The following is a 14850-nucleotide window of genomic DNA, read 5'->3' as shown; positions in this document are numbered from 1 at the left end:
CGCGGGCTCAGCCGCCGGTGAACATGCCGGTGGCGAGTTTCATCAGCGCCACCACCGGGCCTTCCAGCATGGGCAGGGTGACGGCGATGCCCAGCAGGCCGGTGGTGAGGGTGAGCGGGAAGCCGATGGCGAAAGCGTTCATCTGCGGCGCCACGCGCGAGATGAAGCCCAGCACGATGTTGACGAACAGCAGCATGCCGATCATGGGCAGCGCGATCCACAGGCCGTAGCGGAACACGACGGAGCCGAGTTCGTGCAGGCGCATGCGCTCGATGGCCTCGAACGCGCCGGTGCCGATCGGAAAGGTCTCGAAGCTGGCCACCACGGCCTGCAGCACCATGAGGTGGCCGTTGAGCACCACGAACAGCAGCATGGTGCTGTTGCCGTAGAAGCGGCCGACGGCGCTGGTCTGCTGGTTGGTGGTGGGGTCGAAGAAGCCGGCGAAGTTCAGGCCCATCTGCAGGCCGATGATTTCGCCCGCCAGCTCCACCGCGGCGAACACGATGCGCACCGCCAGGCCGATCGCCAGGCCGATCACCACCTGCTGCAGCACCACGCCCATGGCCTGCGGGTCGGTCAGGCCGACCACGGGCTGGTCGGCCAGCGCGGCCTGGGCGCAGATGGCCACCAGCATGGCCAGCGCGACGCGGGCGCGCATGGGCACCGAGCGCGCCGAGAAGATGGGCGCGCTGGAGAACACCGCGAGGATGCGCAGGAAGGGCCAGAACACCGGCGCCACCAGCGACATGATGTCGGCTTCAGTGAACGAGAACATGGCGCCGGCCGCGCGAGCGTTCAGATCGCGTGGTTGGGAATCGCGAGGATGGTGTTGCGGATGAACTCGACCAGGGTGGTCATCATCCACGGCCCGGCGATCGCGAACACGGCGATGGCGGCGATCAGCTTGGGCACGAAGGAGAGGGTGGCTTCGTGGATCTGCGTGATGGCCTGGAACAGGCTGACCAGCAGGCCCACGCCCAGCACCACGGCCAGCACGGGCGCGGCCACCATGAGCACCATGAAGAGGGCGTTCTGGCCCATCGTGAGGGCGGCTTGGGGGTCCATGGGGTTTCCTTGACTACGTGGCGAACGAGGCGGCGAGCGAGCCGAGCAGCAGGTTCCAGCCGTCGGCCAGCACGAACAGCATCAACTTGAAGGGCAGGGCGACCAGCACCGGCGAGAGCATCATCATTCCCAGCGACATCAGCACGCTGGCGACCACCATGTCGATCACCAGGAAGGGGATGAAGATCATGAAGCCGATCTGGAACGCGGTCTTGAGTTCGCTGGTGACGAAGGCCGGCACGATGACGCGGAAGGGCGCGGTTTCGGCCTTCACGTCTTCGGGCAGCTTGGCCAGGCGGGCGAACAGTTCGAAGTCGCTCTGGCGGGTCTGCTTGAGCATGAACTCGCGCATCGGGCCCTGCGCGCGGTCCAGCGCCTGGTCGAACGGGATCTGGTTGCTGGTGTAGGGCTGATAGGCCTCGTTGTAGACCTTGTCCAGCGTCGGGCCCATGACGAACAGGGTGAGGAACAGCGAGAGGCCGATGATCACCTGGTTGGGTGGCGCGGACTGCGTGCCCAGGGCCTGGCGCAGCAGCGAGAGCACGATGACGATGCGGGTGAAGCCCGTCATCAGCAGCAGCACCGCGGGCAGGAAGCTCAGCGCGGTGAAGAACAGCAGGGTCTGGATCGGCACCGAGTAGCTGGTGCCGCCCGCGCCCTGGCCCACCACGATGGGCAGGGATGCGTTGCCGGTCTGCTGCGCCCAGGCGGGCGCGGCGGCCAGCAGCAGGAGCGCCAGGCCGAGCAGGCGGGCGCGGCGCGGGTGTTCAGCGGTTCGCATCACCGTCCTTGCGGAACAGGGCCAGCCGCGCGGCGAAGCCGGCGGGGGCGGGGGTGTGGCCCGGGGCAGCGGGCGCCTCGGTGGCCTCGGGCGGCAGCGGCATCTGGTGCAGCGCGGTGACGTTGCCCGGCGAGACGCCGAGCACCAGGCAGACCGCCTGTTCGCCCTGGCCGACCTGCAGCGTGACCACGCGCTGCTGCGGGCCGAGCGCGACGCCGCCGAGCACCTGCAGGTGCGGGCCGGCGCGGTGCGCCGCGCCCGGCAGGTGGCGGCGGTAGCGTTGCAGCAGCCAGGCGATGCCCACCATGACGATGAGCAGCACGATGGCCGGGGCGGCGTTCTGGAGCATGGGAACCCTTCAGCCTTTGGAGAGGCGGCGCATGCGCTCGGACGGCGTGACGATGTCGGTCAGGCGGATGCCGAACTTGTCGTTCACCACCACCACCTCGCCCTGGGCGATGAGGTAGCCGTTGACCAGCACGTCCATGGGCTCGCCGGCCAGCGCGTCGAGCTCGACGATGGAGCCCTGGGCCAGCTGCAGGATGTACTTGATCGGCACCTTCACCCGGCCCAGCTCCACCGTCAGCTGCACCGGGATGTCCAGCACCATCTGGATGTCCTGCATGACGTTGCCCGCGTTGGTGGCAGGCGTCGAGGGGTGGTCGTCGAAGGCGGGTGCGCCGTCGTGGGCGCCGCCGCCGGCGCTGGCCACGGCCTGTTCTTCGAGGGCCTGGGCCCAGTCGTCGGCGACGGAATCGTTCATGGTGTCGGGGCTCTCAGTGGACATAGGGATCTCCTTGCCAGGTCTTGTCGGTGCTGCTGCTCAGCTTGCGGTCGATGCGCAGCGCGTACTTGCCTTTGTGCGTGCCGTACTGGCACTCGAACAGCGGCACACCGTCGACGTGGGCCTTGATGGCCGGGTTGCGGTCCAGCTCGATGAAGTCACCGACCTGCATCGCCAGCAGCTGCTCGACGGTGGCGTCGGTCTGGGCCAGCTCGGCCACCATCGTGACCTCGGCGGCCTGGATCTCCTGGCCCAGCAGCTTGACCCAGCGGCGGTCGACCTCGATGGCGTCGCCCTGCACGCTGGAATACAGCACGTCGCGGATGGGTTCGAGCGTGGCGTAGGGAATGCAGATGTGCAGCGAGCCGGTGATGTCGCCGATCTCCAGCGTGAAGCTGGTGGACACCACGATCTCGCTGGGGGTGGCGATGGTGGCGAACTGGGGCTGCATCTCCGAGCGCTGGTAGGCCAGCTCGATCGGGTACACACCGCGCCAGGCCTTCTTGTATTCCTCGGCCACCACCTCGACCAGGCGGTCGATGACGCGCTGCTCGGTGGGCGAGAAGTCGCGCCCCTCGATGCGGGTGTGGAACTTGCCATTGCCGCCGTAGAGGCTGTCGATCACGCCGAACAGCAGGTTGGGTTCGCACACCACCAGGCCGTTGCCGCGCAGCGGACGCACGGCCATGATGTTGAAGTTGGTGGGCACCGCCAGCTCGCGCAGGAAGGCGCTGTACTTCTGCACCTGCACACCGCCGACCGAGATCTCCGGGCTGCGCCGGATGAAGTTGAACAGCCCCAGGCGCAGGTTGCGCGAGAAGCGTTCGTTGACGATCTCCATCGTGGGCATGCGCCCACGGACGATGCGCTCCTGGCTGGAGAGGTTGTAGGTGCGGACACCATCGGTGGGCGTGTCCTCTTTCTCGAGCTTCTGGCTCTCGCCGGTGACCCCTTCCAGAAGGGCATCGACTTCTTCCTGGGAAAGAAACGAATCGGCCATGGCGTCAGGTCCCCCGGGTCACTGCACGATGAAACTGGAGAAAAGCACGCCCTCAAGCGGGCTGGGAGCGGCCTTTTTCTTCTTCTTGCCCTGGGCGGCGGGTTCGGCGCCCGGGCGCTCGTAGTCGTAGCCCATGACGTTGGAGATCTCGGCCATGATGTCCTGGATCAGGGCCTGCTTGCCGTCGGTCCGCAGCATCTGTTCGGCGGTGCGCTGCGAGACCAGGATCAGGATGCCGTTGCGGATGCTGGGCATGTAGGTCTTCATCTCCTCGCCGGTCTTGGCGTCGGCCAGCTGCAGCGTGATGCCCAGCTGGGCGAAGCGGTTGCCGCCCGGGTCGGCCAGGTTGACCACCATGCTGTCCAGCGGCAGGAAGGTCGGCGGGGTCTTGGGGTCGCGCAGCGGTGCGGCGTGCTCTTCCTCGGCCGTGAGTTCGGTGCCGTCTTCCTCGTCTTCGCTCTGCGCCTTCTTCAGCAGGAAGAGCGCCGTGCCCGCGCCGATCAGCGCCAGCACCACCACGCCGATGATGATGAACAGCAGCTTCCTGCTCTTGGGTTTGGCTGGGGCCTCGCCATTGGCGGGGGCGGCGGCAGCGACAGCAGACATGGACATCCTCCGGAAGAGCGCCCCGTGGGGGGCGGTGCCCGCCGAAAAGACCGGCGGGCTGTGGAGGAATTATTGGAGCCACCCCCCCCGGGCGTAGCCCTGAATAGCGCCGGAAAACCCCGCTATTCGCCGGCTCCGCGCGGTCCGGTTGGCGTTCTCAGACGAACAGGTCGAGCGGGCGGCTGCCGTCGCTGCGGGGCCGTGGCGTGGCCGGCACGGCGCTGCCGGCCGGTGCCGCCGCGGTGTCGGCACGGGCCGAAGGCGCGCCTGGGCGGGCGGGCGGCGTGGCCGGGCCGTCCTGCCCCTGCTGGCCGCGCTGGTCGCTGACGCTCACGTCGCCCAGCTGGATGCCACCGCGCTGCAGCAGGTCGGCCAGCGTGCCCTCGGCGCTCTGGCGCAGCTCGGCGCGCGCCTCGGCGCTGTCGGTGCGGAAGCTCAGATCCAGTTCCTGGCCGGTGAGCGAGAGCCGCACGTCGATGGCGTTCTCGCCGTCCTCGCCGATGCGCAGGCTGGCCTGGCGCAGGTGCGGCGAGGCGAAGCTGTCGAGCCGCTCTTCGGCCTCGGCATCGGCCTGCGCCAGCGCCTCGTCGTAGGTCTCGTCGCGTGCGTCGCTGCGCAGCTCGTCGCGGGTGTCGGAGCGGTCGCCGCCCTCGGTGCCCGCCTCGCCGCCGGTGCCGGGCTGGCCGGTGTGGTCGGCGCCGCCGGCCATGGGCACCGCGCCCTGCAGGCTTGCGGCCGCCAGCGGGGTGTCGAGCGAGGCGTCATCGCTGACGGCCTGCGCAAAGCGCTGGTCGAGCGCGACCGTGCTGTGCAGCGGCAGCGCCGGCCCGACATCGATCCGCACCGCGGCGCGCTCGGCGGCGGGGGCCGCCTGGGCCTGGGTGTGGTGCCACTGCTGGAGCGCGCTGGTGCCCGCCATCTGGGCGGTGCTGCGCCAGGCGCCGGGCCGGGCGTTCGACGCCGGGGCGCTGTTGCCCGCGGCCGGTGGGCCGGCGTTGGCCGCCGAGAGCTGGGCCTGGGTCTGTTCGTCCAGCGCCTCGGGCTGGTCCAGCACCTGCATGCCCTGCAGCGTGTCTGCGGGCGCGCCGTCGGCTGTCGCTGCCTGCGCGGGGGCTCCGGCGTCCGGGGTGGTGCCTGCCAGACCGCGGGCGCCGGGGGCGGCGGGTGCGCCAGCGGAGGGCAGGGTGGCCCAGGCCATCATGGCTTCCAGCTGGGCTTCGCCGGACTCCTCCGCAGGGGTCTCGGCCGTGTCCTGCACCAGCTCGCCGGCCACGCCTCCGTCTGCGGGCAGCGGGTCGCTGGCGCTCAGCAGCAACAGCAGGTTGGCGAACGGGTCGGCGCCGGTTTCCTGGCCGCCGGGTTTGCGGGTGCCCTGGGCGCCGTGGCGACCGGCGGCCTGTGCCGCCTGGGTCGGGCTGTTGGACGAGTGGTGCGAGGCAGAGGGGGCGGTGCTGCTCATGAACGGGCTCCGTGGGCGGCCGACAGGGCCTGGCGCAGGTGGATGGTCAGCGCCATCTCGTCGGTGGCTTTCTGTTCCTGGCGCATGGCGCGGTGTTCGATCGCCTGCTGCTTGCGCTCGGCGTACTTGCGCAGGCCGGCGACGTCGCGCTCGGCGGCGTAGACCTGGGCCTGGGCGCGTTCGACCACCTCTTCTCGGCCGCGCTGCACCGCCTGCTGGAATTCGATGGCGTGGGTGATCTTCTCCATGAACAGGCGGTGGTGGTGCAGCAGGTTGGCGTCCACGCCGCCCGTGGTGCTGCGCTGCGCCCAGCGCTGCAGCGCCTCGTCGGCGTAGTTGCGCAGCTGGTTCATCTGGGCCTGCGCCGCCTGCAGTTCACGCTGGGCCTGGCCGAGCGCGGTGAGCGCGTCGTCGCGGCGCCGGGTGGCCAGGTCCACCACCTTGTGCAGGGTCTGCAGGTTGCTCATGCGTGGGTTCCTTCATACAGGTTGTGGTTGGCGTGCCCGCGCGCACCGCGGCCGTCGCGTGCGGGCTTGTCTTCCTGCAGCGCCACGGCCAGCTGCTGCAGGCTGTGTTCCATGGTCGCGGCCTCGCGCATGTCCTGCATCAGGAAACGCTGCAGGCCGGGGTAGAGCACGATCGCGCGGTCGGTCTCCGGGTCGCTGCCGGCGGCGTAGGCGCCCAGCTGGATCAGGTCGCGGCTCTTCATGTAGCGCGAGTAGTAGTTGCGGAACTTGCGCGCCAGCTCCAGGTGCTGCGGCGTGGCCACGTTGTGCATCACGCGCGAGGCCGAGGCCTCGACGTCGATGGCGGGGTAGTGGCCCGATTCGGCCAGCGCGCGCGAGAGCACGATGTGACCGTCCAGGATGGCACGCGCCGCGTCGGCGATCGGGTCCTGCTGGTCGTCGCCTTCGGAGAGCACGGTGTAGAAGGCGGTGATCGAGCCGCGGCCGTTGAGGCCGTTGCCGCTGCGCTCCACCAGCTGCGGCAGCTTGGCAAAACACGACGGCGGGTAGCCCTTGGTGGCCGGCGGCTCGCCGATGGCCAGGGCGATCTCGCGCTGCGCCATGGCGTAGCGCGTGAGCGAGTCCATCAGCAGCAGCACGTGCAGGCCATCGTCGCGGAAGCGTTCGGCAATGGCGGTGGCGTAGGCGGCTCCCTGCATGCGCACCAGCGGCGGCGCGTCGGCCGGCGCGGCCACCACGACGGAGCGCTTGCGGCCGTCCTCGCCCAGGATGTCCTCGATGAACTCCTTGACTTCGCGGCCGCGTTCGCCGATCAGGCCGACCACGATCACGTCGGCCTTGGTGTAGCGGGCCATCATGCCCAGCAGCACCGACTTGCCGACGCCGGAGCCGGCGAACAGGCCCAGGCGCTGGCCGCGGCCGACCGTGAGCAGGGCGTTGATGGCGCGCACGCCGGTGTCCAGCGGTTCGCGCACCGGGTCGCGGTCCATCGCGTTCAGCGGCGCCTGGTTCATGGGCTCGATGTCGACTTCGGTGATCGGCCCCATGTGGTCCATGGGGTGGCCGTGCGAGTCGACCACGCGGCCCAGCAGACCCCGGCCCAGCGGCAGGCGCAGCAGACCGCGGTCGCCGGCCGATGGCGGCTTGTTGACCTGGCCCATGCGCGGCACCGGGCGGTAGGGCGCCAGCGGCGTCACGCTGGCGCCGCTGGCCAGGCCGCGGGTGTCGCCCGCGGGCATCAGGAAGGCGCGGTTGCCGGCAAAGCCCACCACCTCGGCCAGCACCGGCTCGCGCTTGCCGTTGGCGATCAGGCACTGCGAACCGACCGGCACGCGCAGGCCCACGGCTTCGAGCACCAGGCCGGCCAGGCGGGTGAGCGTGCCGCGCGTCTCCAGCGGCGTGTGCACGTTGGCGCCGGTGCGCAGGTCGTCCATGTACTGGGCCCAGCGGCCGTCGGGTTCAGACATCGCCCGCCTCCGGGTTCCAGGGTGCGTCCATGCCCAGGTTGCCCAGGGCCCGTGTCCAGCGCTTTTCGATGGTGGCGTCGACTGTGGCGCCCGGGGTCTGCAGCAGGCAGCCGCCCGGGGTGATGGTGACGTCCGCCACGAAGTCGGGGGCGTTCTCGCCCAGGGTCTCCATCAGCGCACCGCGCATCAGTGCGAGGTCGTCGGGGTGCATGCGCACGGTGGCGGGCAGGCCGTCCTCGACGATCTGCTCCAGCGCCTCGCCGATCACGGCGCGCAGGTGGACGGTGTTGCTCTGCAGCTCCTGCCGCACCACCTGGCGCGCGATGTCGCAGGCCAGGTCCAGGATCTGGCGGCCGATCTTCTGCTCGGCCGCGATCAGCTGTTCGGCCATGCCGTGCAGCATCTGGCCCATGCGCACCCCGGTTTCCTCGATGGTGCGGCGCATGGCGGCTTCGAGCGCGTCGCGAACCTCCTTGCTGCCGGTGTCGTGCCCGTGGGCGAAGCCGTCGGCGTAGGCCTGCTGGCGGGCCTCTTGCAGCGCTTCCTCCAGGGCCTTGTCGGGTTCGGGCTCGGCCTCCACCGCCGCCGCGACCGGGAGCGTGTCGCTGCCGTCCATCGACGAGAAGTGCCAGGCCGACACGCCGTCGATTTCTTCCCGCGGGATGAAGCGGGTGTGCGTGCTGGGCTTAGACGAAGCCTTCATCGTCGCCTCCTCCGATCGCGATCTGGCCCTCTTCGGACAGGCGCCGGACTATCTTCAGGATGTCTTTCTGCTGGTTCTCCACCTCGGACAGCCGGACCGGTCCGCGCGATTCGAGGTCGTCTCGCAGGCCCTCGGCGGCGCGCGAGGACATGTTGGCGAAGACCAGTTCGCGCAGTTCCGAGGACGCGCCCTTGAGCGCGATCACCAGCGACTCCGAGGCCACCTCCTTGAGCACCAGCTGGATCGACTTGCCGTCGAGCCTGATCAGGTCCTCGAAGGTGAACATCTTGTCCATGATCTTCTGCGCCAGGTCGGCGTCGAAGTTGCGGATCGCCTCGATGACCGAGGTCTCGATCTGGTTGCCCATCATGTTGATGATCTCGGCCGCGGTCTTGATGCCGCCCATCGAGGTCTTGCGGATCTTGTCGCCGCCGGCCAGCACCTTGTAGAGCACCTCGTTGAGGTCCTTGAGCGCGGTGGGCTGGATGCCTTCGAGCGTGGCGATGCGCAGCATCACCTCGTTGCGGGTGCGCTCGGTGAAGTTCTTCAGCACGTCGGCGGTCTGGTCCGCTTCGAGGTGCACCAGGATGGCCGCGACGATCTGCGGGTGCTCGTTGCGCAGCAGCTCGGCGATGGACAGCGGGTCCATCCACTTCAGGCTCTCGATGCCGGAGACATCGCCGCCCTGCAGGATGCGGTCGATCAGCAGCGAGGCCTTGTCATCGCCCAGGGCACGCCGCAGCACCGCGCGCACGTAGTTGTCGGTGTCGGACACCAGCAGGCTCTGCGAGGAGGCCACGGAGGTGAACTTCTGCATCACCTGGTCGACCCGCTCGTGGGACACGGCGCGGGTCTTGGCGATGGCCTCGCCCAGCTTCTGCACTTCCTTGGGGCTCAGGTGCTTGAACACCTCCGCGGCTTCTTCCTCGCCCAGTGTCATGAGGAAGATCGCGGCGTCCTGGATTCCCTGTTCTTCCATGTTCGTCTTTCCTTGCCGTGCTTACGCCGGCGCTTCGCCGTTGACCCAGCTCTTGACGATGTTCGCCACCGCCATCGGGTTCTCCAGCGCCAGCCGCTTCGCGTCGACCAGGCGCTGGTTCTCGACCGGCATGGGCAGGCCCGGGCGCTCGGGTGTCTCGTCGAGCACCGCGTCGAGCTGGGGCGCCTTGGCCTTGGCCTTGTCCTCGATGCGTGGTGCCGCCGGGGCGCGCATCATCTTCATGCCCGGGCGCACCATGCCCATGAGGATCAGCAGCGCCACGCCCAGGGCGCCAACGGGCCAGGCCAGGCTGCGGGCCAGTTCCATGTTCTCGGGCTGCTTCCACCAGGCCACCGCCACGTCCTCGACCGGCTGGGGAACGTTGAACACGGCGTTGACCACGTTGACCGAGTCGCCCCGTTCCTGCTTGAAGCCGATGGTCTCGCGCACCAGGGCGGTCATCTGCTCCAGCTGCTCGGGCGGGATGGCGGTGGTGATGAGCTTGCCCGTCTTGTCGGTGACGCTGCGGTGGTTCACCACCACGGCGGCGGTCAGGCGCTTGACGGTGCCGCTGGCCTCGCGCACGGTGCGCACGGTCTTGTCGATCTCGTAGTTGATGACCGATTCGCGGCGCTGTGTGCCGGCCTTGTCGGCGTTGCTGGCCACACCCAGCGGCGCGGCGGCGCCGTTGATGGGGGCGGTGCCGGTGGCCGGCGGCTGGTTGGTGGTGGCGCCGGGCACGCCCGCGGGCTGGGCCTGGGCGGGGGTGCCGTCCTCGACGATCTGCTGGCTGCGCACCGCGCCGGGCTCGCCGCCCTGGTTGGGCCGGTGCTGCTCGGAGGTGGACTCGGCCAGCGAGAAGTCGATGTCGGCGCTGACCTGGGCCCTGACGTTGCCGGCGCCCACCAGGGGCTCGATCATGTCCAGGATGCGGCGGGTGTAGAGCTGTTCAACCTGCTGGGTGTACTGCAGCTTCTGGGTGTCGGCGCCCTGGGCCATGCCGTCGGGCGTGGCCGAGAGCAGGGTCCCGGCGTCGTCCACGACGCTGACGGCCTTGGGGTTCATCTCGGGCACGCTGGAGGCGACCAGGTGCACGATGCCGGCGATCTGCGCCTTGTCCAGGGTGCGGCCGGGGTGCAGGGTCAGCAGCACCGAGGCGCTGGGCTTCTGCTGCTCGCGGAAAAAGCCGTTCTGGTTCGGCAGGGCCAGGTGCACGCGCGCGGCCTGCACCGAGGAAAGCGACTGGATCGAGCGGGTGAGTTCACCTTCCAGACCGCGCTGGAAGGTCAGGCGCTCCTGGAACTGCGTCATGCCGAAGCGGTTGGCCTCCATCAGCTCGAAACCGCTGACCGTGCCCTTGGGCAGGCCCTGCGAGGCCAGGCGCAGGCGGGTGTCGTGCACCTTGTCGGCCGGCACCATGATGGCGCCGCCACCCTCGGTGTACTTGTAGGGCACGTTCATCGTCGTCAGCTGCGCGATGATGGCTCCGCCGTCCTTGTCGCCCAGGTTGTTGTAGAGCACCTTCCAGTCGGGCTGGCGGCCCATGAAGAACAGGGCGAGGGCGATCGCCAGCAGGCCGAAGGCGCCCAGGCCCATCTTGATCTTCTGCGCGCGGTCCAGACGTGAGAGTCCGGCGCTCAGCGCGTTGCGGTTCTCTGGCGCAAGGTCCATTTCGGCGACGGCAGTGCTCATGGCGGGGGCTTCGAAGTGGGTCGGCAAATGGGGGAATCTCCCCTGTTGCGACCGAGTATCCGGTCCCGCTCACCCCGGCATAGCCATGAAAAAGGCCGCCTTTGACCCCCTATTCCCGGCGCGCGGAAGGGGCCCGCTCACTAGCATCCAGTCCTGCACCCGTCAGAGTGAAAGGACACCGCCATGGACCTGCGAATCAATGCCCTGAACAGCCAGGCCGTCAACGGCATCGGCCGCCCTGCGGCTGCGCGCGGCGGCGCGCCGGCCGGCGTGGGCGGTGTCGGCAGCGGCTTTGCCGACAACTTCAAGACCGCCCTTCAATCGGTGAGCAAGGCCCAGAACGAGGCCTCCCAGCTGCAGAACGAAGTGCAGAAGGGCAACCCCAACGTGAGCCTGGAAGAGACCATGCTCGCGATGCAGAAGGCCCAGATCGGCTTTCAGGCCACCATGCACGTCAGAAACCGCATGGTCCAGGCCTACACCGACATCATGAATATGTCGGTTTGAACAAAGCCCGCGTGGCGGGCTTTGTTCAGTGCACCTGTTTTGCATCCATCAGCTGTTCGAGGTCGCCCAGCCAGGGTTCGGCCAGGCAGCGGATCTCGGCGTCGGCGCGCAGGATGCGCTGCATGATCCGGGCCTTTTCCTTGCGCTCGTCCGGTGCCAGCCGCAGGTTGCGCGACTTGTGGCGCAGCTGGGCGATCAGCACCGCGCAGGTGCCCTCCAGATGCACGATCTGGTCCCAGTCTTCCACCCGGGCGGCCTCCAGCATGCGCTGGCTGGCGGATTCGATGGCTTTGTAGTAGTCCAGCAAGCTGTGCTCCATGATCAGGCTCCACGGCCCGCAACGGGCTGCAGGTAGGCGGGGCCGGGGCCCCCGATGAGTTTCCACGACTGCGCCACGGGCTCGATGAGCTTGCTCACTTCTTCCAGCGCCGCGGGGTCGTTGCGCAGGTTGGCCTGGGTCAGCCGCAGCGTGCTGTAGCCGTAGAGATCGCGCAGGTTGGCGGCGATCTCGCCCCCTTCGCGCAGGTTCAGGCCCGCCTTGAGGCCCTCTTCCAGAATGCGCACCGCCTTGCCGAGCGCGGCCCCCTTGACGGCGGCGTCGCCGCGCACCATGGCGCCGCGGGCTTCGGCGATCGACTGCAGCAGCGCGTCGAACAGCAGACCCACCAGGGTGTGGGGGTCGGCGCCCTGTACGCTGGTTTCGACGGCAACGCGTTTGTAGGCAGAGGCGGCGCGGTGGGTGGCAGAAGTGAACATGGTGTCGGTTCCTTGTTGCTGATGCCTTTTTTTATCGGCATCGGCAACCGGGACTGTAGTCACGGAAGTGTTCATTTGCGTCAGCTCTTGTTCCACAAAATGATCTGCTGGCTGACGAAGGCGCTCAGGCCGTTGAGCGAGCCCACGGCGGCGTCCATGGCGTTGTACTGGGCCAGCAGGCGCTTCTCGGTGCGCGCAGCCTTGTCGTTGACGCGGTCCTGGTCCAGCGAGTTGCGCTTGATCGAGGCCTTCAGGGCATCGGTCTTGTTGGAGACCGTGCCGTCGGCGTCGATCAGGCCCTCTGCGAAGTTCTTGATCTTCCAGCCGAAGCCGGTCGCCGTGGGGTCGCTGCTGGTGGACGTGAACAGGGCCTTGAGGTCGTCCAGGTTGTCCAGCGCGGCGTCCATCTTGGTCGCGTTGATCTCCAGCTTGCCGCCGGATTTGAGCTCGATGCCGACGTCCGAGAGTCGGCTGTAGGGCGTGCTCGCAGACACCGATCGCATCATGCCGCGCAGGGCGTTCTGCAGCCCCACCGTGGTGGCGTCGCCCTGCAGCGGGCCGGCGGTCTTGGTGGCCTCGTCGTAGCGCAGGGCGCTGGTCAGCGTGGAGTTGAGCGTGTTGTACGCATCGACGAAGGCCTTGACGTTGCTGCGGATGGCCTCGGTGTCGTTGGTGACATCGATGGTCACCGGCGCGGTGGTCTCCTGGCTGAGCTGGATCGTCATCCCGGTGAGGGTGCCGCTGAGCGTGTTGCTGGCCGAGGTGACGGGCACGCCGTTGATCGTGGCCTGCGCGTTCTCGGCGTTCTGCGAGCGCGACATGCCGTTGGCATTGCCGACGCTGAAGGCCAGGCGCGAGAGGCCGGCGGCGTCCGTGTCGTCGCCGTCGTCGTCGGCGACCGTGATGCGGAAGGCGTTCTCCTCACCGGTGGCCTTGGAGCGCACCAGCAGGCGTTCGCCCGAGGCATCGCGCAGCACGGTGGCGCTCACGCCGGCGTTGGAGTCGTTGATCTTGGACGCGATGCTGGACAGCGAGTCCTGGCCGGCGTCGATGTCGATGGTGACCGGTGTGCCGCTGCCGGCGGTGAAGCTGCTGCCGCTCCACTGGCCGAGTTCGATGGTCATGCTGCCGGTGCCCATGGCGGTGCCCGCGGTCACGGCGGCCGAAGCGGTGGACTGGGCCTTGGCCAGGTTCTGCACCTCCATGGTGATCGAGGTGGCGGGCGCGCCGGCCTTGACCGTCACGCCGATGGCCGACGGGTTGGACGAGGTGGCCTTGACCGGGTCCCAGCCCGAGGCCTTGGACAGCTTGGCCGCGGCATCGCCCAGCGCCGACACCTGGGACTTGATGGTGCCCATGGTCGAGAGCTTGGTCTGCAGGGACGTGGCCTGCGTCTTGAGCTGGGTCAGGGGCGCCTTCTCCAGGGCGACGAGTTGCGAGACGATGCTCTGGATGTCCAGGCCGCTGCCGATGCCTGGTGACGAGATGGTGGCCATGGACGCTCCTTGTCATCCCCGACGGGATGTACCCATCGCACGCGGTCTGCATGCGATCGGTGCATGCCCCGAAAGACGACGCGACGGGGGCACCGGGGTGCCGCCGTCGCCGGTCGCCACACCCGCAGGTGTGGCGAAACGGTGTCGTGAATCAGCGCAGCAGGGACAGCACGCCCTGGGGCAGCTGGTTGGCCTGGGCGACCATGGCGGTGCCGGCCTGTTGCAGGATCTGGCCACGCGAGAGGTTCGAGGTTTCCACCGCGAAGTTCGCGTCCATGATGCGGCCGCGGGAGGCCGCGAGGTTCTCGGACGAGATCTGCAGGCTGGCGATCACCGAGTCGAAGCGGTTCTGCTTGGCACCGAAGGTGGCGCGGGCGGTCGTGATTTCGTCGATGGCGTTGTCCAGGTCGTCCATGGCGGCCAGCGCGCCGGAGCTGGTGGCGATGGCGCCGCCCACGACGGCCGTCACGCCCGAACCGGCGGTCAGGTCGGTCGTGTCGATGTCGATCTGGTCGGTGGTCACGTTGTCGGCGCCGACCTGGAAGGTCAGGGAGGCCGAGGTGTTCAGCAGGTTGGTGCCGTTGAACTTGGTGCCTGTGAGCACTCGGGTCACTTCCGCGGCCAGTTCCTGGTATTCCTCGTCGAGGTTGGCGCGGTCGTCGTCGGAGTTCGAACCGTTGGCCGACTGCACGGCCAGTTCGCGCATGCGCTGCAGCGCGTCGCCGATCTTGCCCAGCGCGCCTTCAGCGGTCTGCGCCAGGGAGATGCCGTCGTTGGCGTTGCGGATCGCCACGTTCATGCCCTTGACCTGCGCGTTCATGCGCTCGGCAATGGCCAGACCAGCGGCATCGTCCTTGGCGGTGTTCACACGCAGGCCGGAAGACAGGCGCTGCATCGAGGTGGACAGCGAACCGGTGGACTGGGCCAGGTTGCGTTGTGCGTTCAGGGACTGCACGTTGGTGTTGATGGTGCTCATCGTTAACTCCTAAAGTTGGACTAAGGTAATCCGGCATCGCTGCCAATCTCAACGCCCGCCTTTCGACGGGCCGCCATGACCGGTGCTCGTCGCTGCCAGCCGGTTGGCCCTCG

18 protein-coding genes are annotated in these 14850 nt (G+C 68.7%); 1 reads left to right on the top strand and 17 read right to left on the bottom strand.

Features of this window, described 5'->3' with window-relative positions; all coding sequences use genetic code 11:
• Positions 1-7: 7 nt before the first annotated feature.
• The 13 genes from fliR to fliF form a co-directional block, all read right to left on the bottom strand.
• Complete coding sequence (fliR, locus tag HPS01S_RS10100) at positions 8-775, bottom strand: flagellar biosynthetic protein FliR (RefSeq protein WP_066154901.1); 768 nt, start codon at positions 773-775, stop codon at positions 8-10.
• Positions 776-795: 20 nt separating this feature from the next.
• Positions 796-1065: a flagellar biosynthesis protein FliQ gene (gene fliQ / locus HPS01S_RS10095; RefSeq protein ID WP_066154898.1), complete on the bottom strand. Its 270-nt coding sequence runs from the start codon at positions 1063-1065 to the stop codon at positions 796-798.
• A 13-nt stretch (positions 1066-1078) separates the two neighbouring features.
• Positions 1079-1846, bottom strand: a complete 768-nt coding sequence (gene fliP / locus HPS01S_RS10090; protein WP_066154895.1) for a flagellar type III secretion system pore protein FliP — start codon at positions 1844-1846, stop codon at positions 1079-1081.
• Entirely contained in the window at positions 1833-2195 is a 363-nt protein-coding gene (locus tag HPS01S_RS10085; RefSeq protein WP_066154892.1) for a FliO/MopB family protein, read from the bottom strand. The genes fliP and HPS01S_RS10085 overlap by 14 nt, the downstream gene beginning before the upstream one ends.
• A 9-nt stretch (positions 2196-2204) precedes the next feature.
• Positions 2205-2633 (bottom strand): flagellar motor switch protein FliN, encoded by a 429-nt coding sequence (fliN, locus tag HPS01S_RS10080; RefSeq protein WP_066154890.1) that lies wholly within the window; start codon positions 2631-2633, stop codon positions 2205-2207.
• Positions 2623-3630 (bottom strand): flagellar motor switch protein FliM, encoded by a 1008-nt coding sequence (fliM, locus tag HPS01S_RS10075; protein WP_066154888.1) that lies wholly within the window; start codon positions 3628-3630, stop codon positions 2623-2625. The genes fliN and fliM overlap by 11 nt, the downstream gene beginning before the upstream one ends.
• A gap of 18 nt (positions 3631-3648) precedes the next feature.
• Entirely contained in the window at positions 3649-4236 is a 588-nt protein-coding gene (locus HPS01S_RS10070) for a flagellar basal body-associated FliL family protein (RefSeq protein WP_066154886.1), read from the bottom strand.
• Between the two features lie 157 nt (positions 4237-4393).
• Entirely contained in the window at positions 4394-5695 is a 1302-nt protein-coding gene (gene fliK / locus HPS01S_RS10065; RefSeq protein ID WP_066154883.1) for a flagellar hook-length control protein FliK, read from the bottom strand.
• The gene (fliJ, locus tag HPS01S_RS10060; protein WP_066154881.1) at positions 5692-6162 is read right to left on the bottom strand and encodes a flagellar export protein FliJ; all 471 of its coding nucleotides are present in this window, start codon (positions 6160-6162) and stop codon (positions 5692-5694) included. The genes fliK and fliJ overlap by 4 nt, the downstream gene beginning before the upstream one ends.
• Positions 6159-7628, bottom strand: coding sequence for a flagellar protein export ATPase FliI (fliI, locus tag HPS01S_RS10055; RefSeq protein WP_084397243.1), 1470 nt, complete (start codon positions 7626-7628; stop codon positions 6159-6161). Before fliI ends, fliJ begins: the two co-directional genes overlap by 4 nt.
• Positions 7621-8331, bottom strand: coding sequence for a FliH/SctL family protein (locus tag HPS01S_RS10050; protein WP_066154878.1), 711 nt, complete (start codon positions 8329-8331; stop codon positions 7621-7623). The genes fliI and HPS01S_RS10050 overlap by 8 nt, the downstream gene beginning before the upstream one ends.
• Positions 8315-9310: a flagellar motor switch protein FliG gene (gene fliG, locus HPS01S_RS10045; protein ID WP_066154875.1), complete on the bottom strand. Its 996-nt coding sequence runs from the start codon at positions 9308-9310 to the stop codon at positions 8315-8317. Before fliG ends, HPS01S_RS10050 begins: the two co-directional genes overlap by 17 nt.
• Positions 9311-9331: 21 nt before the next feature.
• On the bottom strand, positions 9332-11002 hold the full coding sequence (gene fliF, locus HPS01S_RS10040; RefSeq protein ID WP_066155387.1) for a flagellar basal-body MS-ring/collar protein FliF: 1671 nt from the start codon (positions 11000-11002) through the stop codon (positions 9332-9334).
• Between the two features lie 183 nt (positions 11003-11185).
• Here fliF and fliE point away from each other — a divergent pair, with 183 nt between their 5' ends.
• On the top strand, positions 11186-11509 hold the full coding sequence (gene fliE / locus HPS01S_RS10035) for a flagellar hook-basal body complex protein FliE (protein WP_066154872.1): 324 nt from the start codon (positions 11186-11188) through the stop codon (positions 11507-11509).
• 25 nt (positions 11510-11534) lie between these two features.
• Here the strand turns inward: fliE and HPS01S_RS10030 are convergent, their stop codons facing one another.
• The 4 genes from HPS01S_RS10030 to HPS01S_RS10015 form a co-directional block, all read right to left on the bottom strand.
• The gene (locus HPS01S_RS10030; protein ID WP_066154869.1) at positions 11535-11828 is read right to left on the bottom strand and encodes a flagellar protein FliT; all 294 of its coding nucleotides are present in this window, start codon (positions 11826-11828) and stop codon (positions 11535-11537) included.
• A gap of 2 nt (positions 11829-11830) precedes the next feature.
• Positions 11831-12265, bottom strand: coding sequence for a flagellar export chaperone FliS (gene fliS, locus HPS01S_RS10025; RefSeq protein WP_066154864.1), 435 nt, complete (start codon positions 12263-12265; stop codon positions 11831-11833).
• 80 nt (positions 12266-12345) lie between these two features.
• Positions 12346-13761, bottom strand: coding sequence for a flagellar filament capping protein FliD (fliD, locus tag HPS01S_RS10020; RefSeq protein ID WP_066154861.1), 1416 nt, complete (start codon positions 13759-13761; stop codon positions 12346-12348).
• Between the two features lie 151 nt (positions 13762-13912).
• Positions 13913-14737 carry a flagellin N-terminal helical domain-containing protein gene (locus HPS01S_RS10015; RefSeq protein ID WP_066154859.1) on the bottom strand — a complete coding sequence of 275 codons (825 nt, stop codon included), beginning with the start codon at positions 14735-14737 and terminating at the stop codon, positions 13913-13915.
• Positions 14738-14850 lie beyond the last annotated feature (113 nt).

Origin of the sequence: Hydrogenophaga pseudoflava NBRC 102511, assembly GCF_001592285.1 — a bacterium.
GTDB lineage: Bacteria > Pseudomonadota > Gammaproteobacteria > Burkholderiales > Burkholderiaceae_C > Hydrogenophaga > Hydrogenophaga pseudoflava.
This window is presented reverse-complemented; position numbering and strand designations above follow the sequence as displayed.